This is a genomic window from Aquimarina sp. AD10, assembly GCF_003443715.1.
GTDB lineage: Bacteria > Bacteroidota > Bacteroidia > Flavobacteriales > Flavobacteriaceae > Aquimarina > Aquimarina aggregata.
Genome location: NZ_CP031965.1, coordinates 4,898,997 through 4,911,982 on the forward strand (window position 1 = coordinate 4,898,997; position 12,986 = coordinate 4,911,982).

Genomic DNA, 12,986 nt, shown 5'->3' on the forward strand with positions numbered 1-12,986 from the left:
TTAAAAGATAAAAACAATTCTCGACAATAGGTTTACTGTCTTATAGATGTGTTAAAACCGTATTTGTTTTTGGTTAAAAAAACAAACCTTTATTTCTTTAATCTTTAATTGGTATTATTACAATAAAATGGTATTTTCGCCCACTATATTTCAATGAATTATTATAAAATACCATGGCAGTTTTAAATAAAATCAGACAACGCTCCATTTTTCTAATTGTAATCATAGCCCTAGCACTTTTTTCTTTTGTACTAGCAGACTTGATTCGTAATGGAGGTGCAATTTCTCAAAAAGCAGAGAATACAATCGCTACAATAAATGGAGAGGATATTGATAGAACAGAATTTGCGAAAAAAGTAGAAGCAGCTTCTAGAAATTTTGGAGGAAACGGATCTAGTATTCAAGCTGTAAATTATGTTTGGAATCAAGAAGTACGTCAAGTTGTTTTTCAAGAACAGTTTGAAGAGTTAGGGATTAAAGTTGGTGAAGATCAGGTTAATCAATTGTTAGAAGAATCACTTGCGAATAACCCAACATTTCAAAATGAAGCAGGTGTTTTTGATAAAGCTAAAATGCAAGAATATGTGGCAAATGTGAAAGCTACTTCGCCTCAAGCATATCAGCAGTGGTTAGATTATGAAACTTCTATAAGTAAAGGTGCTGTAGAAGAGACATATTTAAATATGATTAAAGCAGGAGTTGGTTCTACTTTAAAAGAAGGAGAGCTAGCGTATAAGATGGAAAATGACAATGTGGATATAAAATTTGTTCAATTACCATTTTCAAGTATTCAGGATTCAGAAGTTACTGTTTCTGATGCTGAAATCAAATCTTATATAGATGCACATGCATCACAATATAAGGCAGAAGCTTCAAGAAATATTAGTTATGTTTTGTTTAAAGAAGTTGCAAGTGCAGAAGATGAAAGTGAGATTATGACCAAAGTAGCTGCTTTATTAGATGATAAAGTACAATTTTCTGAAGCTACAAAAACAAACGATACCGTACTAGGTTTTAAAAATGTTGAAAATGCAGAACAATTTATTAATCAATATTCTGCTATTAAATTTGATGGTCGTTTTAAATTTAAAAAAGATTTACCTACTTCTGTAGCAGATACAATTTATAACCTACCTATTGGTGGAGTGTATGGACCTTATAAAGATGGGGAGTATGTTAAGTTATCTAAAGTAATTGCTCAGAAGCAGATACCAGATTCTGTTAAGGCAAGTCATATTTTAGTGTCTTGGGAAGGACTTCGTACAGCTGGGGATACAAAACGTACTAAAGAAGAAGCAAAAACATTAGCCGATAGTATTGCTAATGTAATAAAAAGCAATAAAGATAAATTTTCAGAACTTGCAGTGGCATTTTCTTCTGATAGTTCAAACAAAGATAAAGGAGGAGATTTAGGATATTTCGTTCCTGGAGCAATGGTTCCTGCTTTTAATGATTATTGCTTTGATAATGAAGTTGGAGATCAAGGAATTGTTGAAACACAATTTGGATATCATGTTATACGTATAGAGGATCAAAAGAATGAGCAAAAAGCTATTCAGGTTGCTACTGTAGCTCAGAAAATAGAACCTAGCGAAAAAACAATCAATACTATTTTTACAGAAACAACTAAATTCCAAATTGCTGCTAGAGATAAAGATTTTGCTGAAGTTTCTAAAGAAAATGGATTAGCAGTAAGACCAGTAAATAAAATTAAGGAATTAGATGAAAATATACCTGGTGTAGGAAGTCAAAGATCTGTAGTACAGTGGGCGTTTAAAGAAGAGGTTAAAGTAGGTGAGATAAAGCGTTTTGATGTGCCAGAAGGATATATTGTTGCTCAATTAACAGGGAAATCTGAAAAAGGTAATATGAGTGTTGAAGAAGGTAGTGCAGTGGTTAAACCGATATTGATTAAAGAAAAGAAAGTAGAAATGCTTAAAAATAAAATTTCTGGATCAACTATTGAAAATATTGCTAGTAGTGCTAGTCAAACTGTGAAAACAGCTTCAGCATTAAACATGAAAACACCTACAATTAGTGGTGCAGGAACAGAGCCAAAAGTAGTTGGTACTGCTTTTGCTTTAGAAATAGGAGCTGTTTCTGGTCCTATAGTAGGTAATAATGGAGTATATGTTATCGAGGTAACGAAAAGTACACCTGCTAGTGGTTTAGATACATATATGAGTTATGCAGTACAAGCAACAAAGGCGCAATCAGGTTTAGTTAATTCTAAGGTATTTGAAGCACTTAAAGAAGCTGCAGAGATCGAAGATAAAAGAGCTAAATTCTACTAGTTAATAAAACTAAATAAAGGATAAAAAAAATCCGGAAGAAATTTTCTTCCGGATTTTTTTGTTTTGAATATTGTGTAAATAGCTGTTCGTTAGCTTCTAACTTTCTGCTCCCATTTCCATGCAGAACTAAGCGAATCATCTAGATTACTTTCTGCTTTCCAACCTAGTTCTTCATTAGCCTTAGTAGTGTCAGCATATGCTGCTGTTATATCACCTTCTCTTCTAGCAACAATTTTATAGTTAAGTTTTTGTTTGGAAACTTTTTCAAAAGACTGGATAACTTCTAAGACGGTACTTCCTGTACCTGTACCTACATTAAAAACTTCGTAATTAGAATTGTTTTTATCTTCTAAAAGTCGTTGTAAGGCAATGACATGAGCTTTGGCAAGATCTACAACGTGGATGTAATCTCTAATACACGTTCCATCTTGTGTTGGATAATCATCTCCAAAAACAGAAAGTTGCTCTCGAAGCCCAATTGCAGTTTGAGTTATGTATGGAATAAGGTTTTGAGGAACTCCTATAGGTAATTCTCCTATTGCCGCTGTAGGATGAGCACCGGTTGGATTAAAATAACGAAGTGCTATTGCTTTAAGATTGGTATTTACTTTACAGGTGTCTCGAATAATTTCCTCTCCGATTTGTTTGGTATTCCCATAAGGAGATTCAGCTGCTTTTACAGGTGCATTTTCAGTAATAGGTAATTCATCTGCCTGCCCATATACAGTGCATGAAGAACTAAAGATAAAATTAGAAGAAGCTTTGATGCTTAGTTCTTGTAGTATATATACTAGTGTTGCAAGATTGTTTTCGTAGTATAACAATGGGTTTTCTACACTTTCACCAACAGCTTTTGACGCAGCAAAATGGATTACACCTTGCACATCATCATGACGCTTAAAAAAATCTTGAACCTTGCTTTTTTCTCTTAGATCAAACTGCTCAAAAATTGGTTCTTTTCCTGTAATCGAAGTAATTCCCTTAAGTACTTCTGGAGATGAGTTAGAACAGTTATCAATTATTACAACTTCGAACCCCTTGTTTTGTAATTCTACAACGGTATGAGATCCAATGAACCCTAACCCGCCTGTGACTAATACTTTCATCTATTATAATTTTTGTTTTATGAGCACTATGTTTTCTAATCAGTAAATTTTTTTATGACTGCATCTAGGTCTATTTCATCAAGTGATTCTATAATCATATCCGGAGTAAAAGCATAATTTGCAAGATCTTTCTTTTTGGAAACTCCTGACAATGTTAATATCGTGTTGTACCCCATTTGTATCGAACCAAGAATATCAGTATCCATAGTATCGCCAATAACGATAGTTTCTGCTGTAGTTAAGCCTAATTTTTTTCTAGCTGCACGCATCATAACCGGGCTAGGTTTGCCAACACTAAATGCTTTTTTTCCTGTGGCCTCTTCTATCATTGATACGATTGATTTAATCCCTAAATTGGACCAACCTTTTTTCTTTGGTGAAGGATCTAAATTAGTTGCGATAAGTTTGGCACCTGATAAAATCATGTCTACAGCGTTATTCGCCATCTCTAGAGTGAAATTTCTACCTTCGCCTACAACTACATAATCAGGATCTGAGGTTACTAAAGAATATCCGTTTTCATGTAAACTTGTTATCAAACCTCCTTCGCCTAAAATATAAGCAGTGCCGTTTGGTTTCATAAAACTTAAAAACCATGCTGTAGCCATGGCACTAGTATACACGTTGTCTTCTTTTATTGAAATCCCCATACCTAGTAACTTATTTACAGCGTCGATTGGTGATCGTTGGCTATTGTTAGTCATAAATAAAAAGGGGATCTCTCTGTCTTGAAGTGTTTTTATAAAAACATCTGCTCCTTTAATTAGTTCGTTTCCGTTATAAATGACACCATCCATGTCAATTAAAAAGCCTTTCCTCATTCTTCTTTTTTGTGGTTATAAATGACTTATGTTGTAAAAACAAAGTTATGGATTCACCACATAACAGAAAAGCTAATAGTGTATTAAAAAATTAAGTATGTACTTATAACCAGAACTGTAATTGCAGCCCCCGCTATAAATGCATACTTCCATGGGGTAACGTCTACATCATCTGTTATTTTTTGTACATAATCAGAATCTCTAGGATACAATTTCCCGATAATAAGCATAATACTAATGTTTAAGACAAATAAAATGGCCATTACATGAAGAAAATGAGGATATGCTTCTGCTTCTATAAGGCTTAGAGCATTTTCATCTGTAATACCTGAAGTTGTAGCTTTTTCTAAGGCATTGGCAACTAATATTGGTTTAATTGCAAATTGACTAATTAAATATAGCACAGAACCTGAAATCACTCCAATTTTTGCCGCAATTGGAGGAACGCGTTTGGTGAAAAAACCTATGACAATAACTGTTAAAATAGGAATGCTGTAGAATCCATTAAATTCTTGAATTCTTGCAAATAATCCATTGGGAGCGTCAAGTATAAAAGGAGCGAGTACCATACCAAATATACCAACAATTACTCCAAAAATTTTACCAGATTTAACAGCTTCCTGCTCATTGGCACTTTTCTTAAAATATTGTTTATAAAGATCAAAGCCAAAAAGCGTAGCACTACTGTTTAAGACACTATTAAAAGAGCTTAAAACGGCTCCAAAAAGCACAGCAGCAAAAAAACCAACAAAAGCAGGGGGTAGTACTTTACGAACAAGTGATGGGTACGCCTCATCGGGGTTTGCTAAATTTCCATCAAACAAATGCCAAGCAATTATACCGGGAAGAACAACTATAACGGGTATTAAAAACTTAATTAATGCTGCTAATATCATCCCTTTTTGACCTTCTTTTAAGCTTTTTGCTCCAAAAACACGTTGTAGAATAGCTTGGTTGGTACCCCAATAGAACATTTGTACAAGCATCATTCCTGTAAAAATTGTACCAAAGGGTATTGATGCGGTTGGACCTCCTTGTACTTTAAATTTGTCTGGATTATGCTCCCATAGTGTGTTAACTCCATCGATCATAGAACCATCTCCCACCATAATAAGTCCAAAAACTGGAATTAATAATCCACCAGTCAATAAACCAACAGCATTAACGAGATCGGATACTGCTACGGCTTTTAGACCACCAAAAATGGCATATACCATACCTATAAGTCCTATAACCCATACGCACATCCATATAGCTGCTCGTTGCGAAATCCCTAGCATTCCAGGAATATCAAACATAGTACTAAATGCCAAAGAACCAGAATATAATACAGATGGTAATAATACTAAAGCATAGCCACTTAAAAATAATGCTGTAAGTATTGCTTTGGTCTGATGATCAAATCGTTTTTCTACATATTCGGGAATTGTAGTAATCCCACCTTTCATATAGCTGGGTAATAACCATATAGCGGTTATGATCATTGCAATAGCGGCTAGAGTTTCCCATGCCATTACCAGGATACCTTCAGAAAAAGCCTGCCCGTTAAGCCCTACGATTTGCTCTGCTGATAAGTTTGTCAATAATAATGATCCTGCAATTGTTATTGCCCCTAAGCTTCTTCCGCCTAGATAATAACCATCAGCCGATTTCTCGTCTGTACCTCTAGTTTTCCACCAAGCGTATATCGCCACGGCTAACGTAAATGCAATAAATGAAATGATTCCCATGAATAATGTTGTATTTAATAAAAGTTAAACTAAAATAGAGGTTTCGATATGATGTTTAGTATAGGCGTTTATATATAATTGGTATTATTTATATAGACTTTTATGAAATACTAATATAAAGCATTTCTGTGTTTATATGTTTTTTTCTAACTTAATTAGACCACAAGGAGGGACTTTTATTTGTACTACTCCTATAAGAATCATTACTTTGCAATCATTAATTTTTTTGCCAGTACAATCATATACAGAACAATTATAGGCTCCATGATTGTCGGTGCTGCTTAAAACTACTTTTTCGGTATTTTGCCCATTTATGATATCTATCCGATTTGTTTTCTCCTTAAAGTCAATGATATAATTATCATAAACTCCAATAATAGTTAGTTTTTCAGAACCTGCTTTTAAAATAGGGTAATTTGCTAATGGTTTTTGAGGTTCAAAATCGCCATTTAATAATATTTCTACATTTTCCCTCCAATACTGGGTGTAGAACTTTATCATAGCTAGTTCTTCATCTGAAGCTTCTTGTAGTAGAATAGAAAGTTGAGGCACTCCAAATAAAGTATTTACTAGTTGAAGGGCTTTAATTTCGAGTGGTTCGTTATGATGATAAGTGAACATATCACTGTGTACTGCAGTTCGACCAGATAGCATTTTGAGGTCTGCAATTCGTACACGATTCATAACAGAATCACCCGGACAGTCAAATGCTCTAAACATATTGCCGTATTTACGCATAGCAGGTCCTGTATACTTTTGTCTAAATTCGATCACTACCTCTGGGTTAATAGCATGCAATTCGGCCATTACATCAGTCATTAAACGATCTACAGCTAGATTTACAGAAGAAAAATCTCGTCCGTTTTCTTTGGTTAAAGTCGTACTAGGGTATACTTTAAACTCATCAATAAAATCAAGTTTAAATCCATCAATATTCCAATCTTTTAGTGCATTGGTGTACAATTGTATTAAATGCGCTCGAACTTCTGGATATCTGGGGTCAAATACAGGTGCCCATCGATGTTCTTCGGTAAGAAATTTACCTTGGAATTTTTGATATGCTTTAGAGTGTTTTCCGCAAAATGGAACTGAATACCACAACGCAAGTTTCATCCCTGTTTTATGAACAGATGCTACAAATTCTTGCATTTTAGGGATTCTTTCTGGTTGCCAATCTCCGGTAAAATCATACCCTCTATTTTCATCTTTGGTTTGCCAACCATCATCTAAAATGATTAATTCGTACCCTAGTTTTGAAGCAATTTCACATTCTTTAATAAGTTCATCGGTGTCTAATTTTTGATGAAACTGATACCATGTAGAATACACGGGTACTTTTGCTAAATCTGGAGTTTTAATAGGTTTAAGATGTTCAATATTACCCCACCAAGCACCAACATTATTTAGAGATTTAGAAAAATGCTGATCTTCCTCATCAACACGCAATTGTATTTGATATTCTCTTATATCATGGTGTCTTTCTTTAAATAAAGTAATATGACAATACATATAATTGTCCTCTTCTCTATATAACGCATTTAGTTCAGTTGTATTAATGGGATCAGAACAAGCAAACGTATGAATATTGTTGTCATCGTGTCCAAAAAGAGAAATTATAGGAGAGTCTACAGAAATTCTGGATTCCATATGATCTAATTCCCAGTCATCCATTATTCTTTTTGAAAAATCCGTAGTTGGTTTCCAAACTCCTTTTACATTAATTGCAGGTATTTTCCATTTTAGAGTGATAGGGTGTGGTGTGAAATTGGAGTCTGCATAACAGGTAATTGTATATATTGAAACCCCGTTGCTTTCATAGTTTGTGGTTATGGCTACATTGAACGCTTCAGTTTTTCCTATTACCTCAATATTGTGAGTAATTACATCCTTCATTTAGCATAGTTTTATTTCATTGACTTAGTGAGTCGAATTCACTGATGTCAATATTATTCTTTATGGTTAATTTTTTAAAGTGTACATTGAGTTTTTAAATACTCTAATACTATCATTGTTTTGTGTGGCAATTACTAGTTGTTCGCCATTCTTATTTTTGGAGGTTATGATATGATTTGATTGCTTTGGAACTAAAAAACCACTCTCTGAATTTTTAAGAGGAATAAATCCATTTTTAGATCCCTTTAAGTAAATTCCAGTCATGGCATCATGTCTTCCGTAGTTTGCTTCTGCCGAATAATTGTTTCCTACGATCAATACGTCTTTAAAGCCATCGTTGTTAAAATCTTCGACTAAAAAATCATTAATAGGTGATAATTGACATACATCGGGTAAATTATGCACTACAAAAGTGTTGTTTCCAATGTTTTCTGCATAAATGGATTCAAAAATAGTAGCATTCAAGGTTTGTTTTTCTAGATCTGTTACATTTAATAGTTCTGTAAAAGAAACCTTTGCAAATTCACTGTAAGTGCCATATTTCTTTTTCAGAATTACCAGTTGTTTCATAATATCATCTCTGGTATGAATAGGTTTTAAAGCAATACCAGTATCAGTTTTAAAATACTGAGCCATTATTGGATCGATACTACCATTATTATCAAAATCTTCGGCATATACATATACGGGTTTGTTGAAAACAGGTTTGATAAAACCATTAACTCCTTGGTTTCCGGCGATGATATCCTGATCTCCATCATTATCAAAATCAGCACTAGTAATAGTGTTCCACCATCCAGACATTTTAATGGCCTTTCCTTCGGTGTCTTGCCATTTTATTTTTATTTCTTTTGCTTGTTCGTTTTGGACGTTATATATAGTAATAGGCATCCATTGCCCCGCTACAATAAGTTCTTTTGAGCTAGTGTTATTAATGTTTTCCCAGATAGCATCAGTGACAATCCCTTTATGAGTAAAAGATATCTTATTATTAATAGATAACTTGCCATTAGTATTTGTTAAGATATAACTAGGGGTGTTAAGTGGATATTTACCAGGGGATACACCACCTCCTATAAATATATCTAAGTCTCCATCTTGATCGATATCGTTTGGTGTAATACAGGAAGTGTTAGTGGTGACATTTTCTAGTGCTGTTTTTGAAAGTGTATATTTTCCTGAGCCATCATTTAAGTAGATACGATCTTGTAATAAATCTATATTCGTTGCTGCATCTGTTCCACCACTGCCGATATATAAATCATGATCTCCATCATTATCTATATCTATAAAAAGAGTAGCAGTATCTTCATATTTAGATTCTAGTTCTTGGGTAAGAATATATGTTCCTTTATTATTCTCTTTAAAAAATTGACCAGTTTTATTCTTGCTTCCACCTATAAAAATTTCATCACCAGGAATGTTATTGATGTTGGCAGCAACAATACATGGGCCGTTCGAATTAAATTGATGGGGTAATAAGGATTGATATAAATAATCATTTAGAGGGTTTTCTTGATGTTTAAATGCTATACGATTATGTTCTCTAGTAAATAGTCTTTTTACTTCAGGAATTCTATTTTGTAAAGCAAGATTTGTTGGTTTTACAGTAATGACTTGATTACTTAAAACGTCTTTGACCACTGTTACATTTCCAGTAGGCCAAATCACTTGTAAAGAATCAATTTTGTTTGTGTTAACACCAAAATGAAGTACAGGTTCTACAGAAGAAAGGTATCCTCGTACTACAGATTGATAGCGAACTTGTTTTTGTCCATTCTCCCATAGTGTTACTTTGGCTCCAATTGCTTTTTTGTTCTGAAGAGTACCTTCTAGCTTAATCCTTAAGTATTTTTTTTCTTTTTCAGTGCTGTGATTTTCTAAAAGAAAAGCGGGGCTATTAATATTATTTGTTATTAAGTCTAGATCTCCATCCACATCTAAATCTGCATAAACAGCTCCGTTAGAAAAGGAGTTTTTATCCTTTATCCAATCAGAAGAAACATCATCAAACGCCATTGTGCCACTGTTTTGGTACATAACATTAGGAAGATGTATGCCGGGTAATTCGTCCACAAATTTTTTAAGTTTTTCTTTTCTGGCTTGTGGAGTTCCAAAGGTGTTATTTTGACCAGAGTAATTGATAAAATCTAAATCGGTTATATCTTTTACATATCCATTGGTAATATAAATATCTTTTTTGCCATCATTATCAAAATCAGCAATTAGCGGAGTCCAACTCCAATCTGTACTTGCTACACCAGATGCATATCCTATTTCTGATGTGGGTATTATCTTATTATTCGAAATACCGTTGTGTAGTTGAAGCGTATTGTGAATATATTGCGGAGTATAGCCGTTGCGTTGTGAAAGTAAATATTTGTCATAATTATTTAAACCAAGCATCTTTTTTTGTCTCTCGTAATCTTTTGGAAGCATATCTACAACCATAATGTCTGGAAGAGCGTCATTATCAATATCACTTACATCCACACCCATGGCATTATATGTTTGTTTAGATACGATTTGGTTATTCATTTCTTCAAAACCAAGATGTATGCCATCGCTATTTTTTCCTTTGTTTATGTAGATTAGATCATTAGTTATAAAATCATTACTTACATAAATATCGGGTAGGTTATCATTATTTAAATCATTTATTGCAATTCCTAAGCCGAACCCTTTATGTGTAATTCCTAAGCTATCTGATACATTAATGAATTGTGGTCTTTTAGTTTTTTTATGTATTCGATTTTCCATCAAATAATCCCCTAAGTGTTCAGGGAAATATTTTTTGGGTAGTGGAATATTTCTGTCTCTTTTTGTGTTTCCGTTATGAACTATGTATGCATCTAAATCGCCATCTTGATCATAATCAAAGAATACAGTTTGTTGGCTATAATTACCATCGTCTAAACCATAAATAGAAGCTTGTTCTGTAAAAGTTGGGATACCGTAGGAATTAAGGCCGTTATTTATAAATAATAGATTGTTGCAGTCGTTTTGGCAATCCGCACCGCCTACATTTAGATAAATGTCATCAAAGCCATCTGTATTAATGTCAATAATACTAACACCTGTGATCCAGGTATTTGTTGTGAAATTAGAGATTTCAGAAATATCTTTAAATTTCATATCACCAAGATTTAGGTATAGTTTACTAGAGACTTGGTTTCCAGTAAAAACGATATCAGGTAGCTCATCATTATTAAAATCACCAATTCCAACGCCTCCTCCGTTATAGCAATATTGAAAATCAATTACATTGATCTTATCATTTTCTGTAATTGTGTTTTCAAAGTGTATGTTTGAAGTATTTTGGGGGACATAGGTAAATAAGTATTGCTTCTTTTGTACGTTTTTACAACTTAGGAGTACAATGATAAATATGATATGATAAAAGAGTCTTTTCAAGAAGAAATAATAAGTTAGGTGGCTTTTTAATACCGGGCGAATCGATAAAGATTGGCCCGGTAACTAAAAACAAATACAATTATAATCAAACAATATTTTAGTAACCTGGGTTAGGTCTTAGGTTAGGATTAGCTTGTAATTCTGGTACAGGAATCCATATAAGTTCATCTTGTCCTACTGTAAAAACAGCGGTTGGACCAGCTAATGATTTTGGATGACGTCCTGCAGCAATAGTAGAACCAGCACCTAGTACATCTTCTGCGATCCCCCAGCGTACTAAGTCAAAAAATCGATGTCCTTCTCCTGTTAGTTCCATGATACGCTCATCTATAATGGCTTGCTCTACTGCGGCTTTATCTAATGTTAATGCCAGCGGGGCAATGCCAGATCGTTCCCTTACTTGATTAATAAATGGAATCGCCTCGGCAGTTGCCATATTTTCATTAAGGGCTTCGGCAAGCATTAATAATACATCGGCATACCTAATGATTCTCCAGTTATTTCCTATGGTTTGTCCTAAAACAGGTATTTCTGCACGCATACCTTGCTCAAAACCAGCATATTTTTTGGTAAATAAGGCAGGAACGCCTACGTTACCCATTGGATCGGTTATGGTGTTAGCAACTGCGATATCTGCAGCAAAATCTTCTGTAAAAGGTACTCCTCCGTATCCAGTGGCTCCTGGGTAATCAAACGCTATAGTTGCATTTCGTCTTACAGTATCACCATTATCTTCAAATACTTGTAAAATATGAGGATTTATAAAATGCCCATTATCAGGACTCAATTCTGGTGGAGAATAATCAATTAAATAATGACCTTGCGTTCCTGTTCCAGGAATATCTGTTCCCCAAATAAAATTATCTTGCCCTAAATACTGAAGTTCAAAAACAGATTCTTCATTATTTTCATTTTCTTCAGTAAAATTCTGTTCATATCTACTCGCAGGTAGTAAAGCATAACTAAAATCTGTTGTTACGGCTCTTAAGTCAGCTACGGCGTTAGGGTAATCTTTCATGTATAGATGTGTTTTTCCGCGTAGTGCAAGTGCTGAACCTGCAGTAGGTCTTCCTTTTTCTGCATCAGGCCATGAATTAGGTAATCTATTAAAAGCTTCGGTAAGATCATTAACGATAGCTTCGTTTATAGCGGCCTGATTAGAAGGCTGGGGGAAGAAATCTTCTCTGGTTTTAGGTACTTTCATCACTAATGGTACATTTCCCCATAGATTAGCAAGATACCAATTCGCAAATGCTCTCATGAAATAGGCTTGCCCTAAAATTTCATTTCTATCTGTCTCGCTAGGAACATTGGTTTCGTTGATTTTTTCAATAATGGTATTCGCCCTAAATATGGTTTGATATAATTGAGGAAACATGTCCGACGACCATCTCGCAATACCCGGTTGACCTTCTAGAGTCGACATTGTTGTGTTTTGCTGAAAAGGAACAATATTAAAGGCATCAGAACGAAGTAGCGCTCCTGTGTGTATTACTCTTCCCCAAAAAAGTACTGCTGTTATGGGGTGGTACATTCCGTTTACGGCCAACCTAAAATCTGCATTGTTTTGAAAAAATTCAGGTTCTGCTACAGTATTTGGGTTCGAAAGGTCTAATTTATCTTCATTACAACCATTTACAACCAGCAGGAGACCTGTTAGTATTAAAATGGTGAAAAATTTATTTTTTGATTTCATAACTATATAGCTTAATTATTTTTTTATACATC

Annotated in this window: 7 protein-coding genes; 1 reads left to right on the forward strand and 6 read right to left on the reverse strand. The window is 34.1% G+C overall.

Going from position 1 to position 12,986, the window contains the following annotated elements; all coding sequences use genetic code 11:
- Positions 1-173: 173 nt before the first annotated feature.
- The gene (locus tag D1816_RS20315; protein WP_118505307.1) at positions 174-2,294 is read left to right on the forward strand and encodes a peptidylprolyl isomerase; all 2,121 of its coding nucleotides are present in this window, start codon (positions 174-176) and stop codon (positions 2,292-2,294) included.
- Between the two features lie 89 nt (positions 2,295-2,383).
- Here the strand turns inward: D1816_RS20315 and galE are convergent, their stop codons facing one another.
- The 6 genes from galE to D1816_RS20345 all read right to left on the reverse strand — a co-directional run bounded on the left by galE (position 2,384) and on the right by D1816_RS20345 (position 12,954).
- The gene (gene galE, locus D1816_RS20320) at positions 2,384-3,400 is read right to left on the reverse strand and encodes a UDP-glucose 4-epimerase GalE (protein WP_066308331.1); all 1,017 of its coding nucleotides are present in this window, start codon (positions 3,398-3,400) and stop codon (positions 2,384-2,386) included.
- Positions 3,401-3,435: 35 nt separating this feature from the next.
- Positions 3,436-4,221: an HAD-IIA family hydrolase gene (locus D1816_RS20325; RefSeq protein ID WP_066308330.1), complete on the reverse strand. Its 786-nt coding sequence runs from the start codon at positions 4,219-4,221 to the stop codon at positions 3,436-3,438.
- Positions 4,222-4,304: 83 nt separating this feature from the next.
- A complete protein-coding gene (locus D1816_RS20330) occupies positions 4,305-5,951 on the reverse strand; it encodes a solute:sodium symporter family transporter (protein ID WP_118505309.1) in 1,647 nt (548 codons plus the stop codon).
- A 132-nt stretch (positions 5,952-6,083) separates the two neighbouring features.
- On the reverse strand, positions 6,084-7,844 hold the full coding sequence (locus tag D1816_RS20335; RefSeq protein WP_066308325.1) for a glycoside hydrolase family 36 protein: 1,761 nt from the start codon (positions 7,842-7,844) through the stop codon (positions 6,084-6,086).
- Positions 7,845-7,910: 66 nt separating this feature from the next.
- Entirely contained in the window at positions 7,911-11,258 is a 3,348-nt protein-coding gene (locus tag D1816_RS20340) for a VCBS repeat-containing protein (protein ID WP_118505311.1), read from the reverse strand.
- A 97-nt stretch (positions 11,259-11,355) separates the two neighbouring features.
- Complete coding sequence (locus D1816_RS20345) at positions 11,356-12,954, reverse strand: RagB/SusD family nutrient uptake outer membrane protein (RefSeq protein ID WP_066308319.1); 1,599 nt, start codon at positions 12,952-12,954, stop codon at positions 11,356-11,358.
- Between the last annotated feature and the right edge of the window lie 32 nt (positions 12,955-12,986).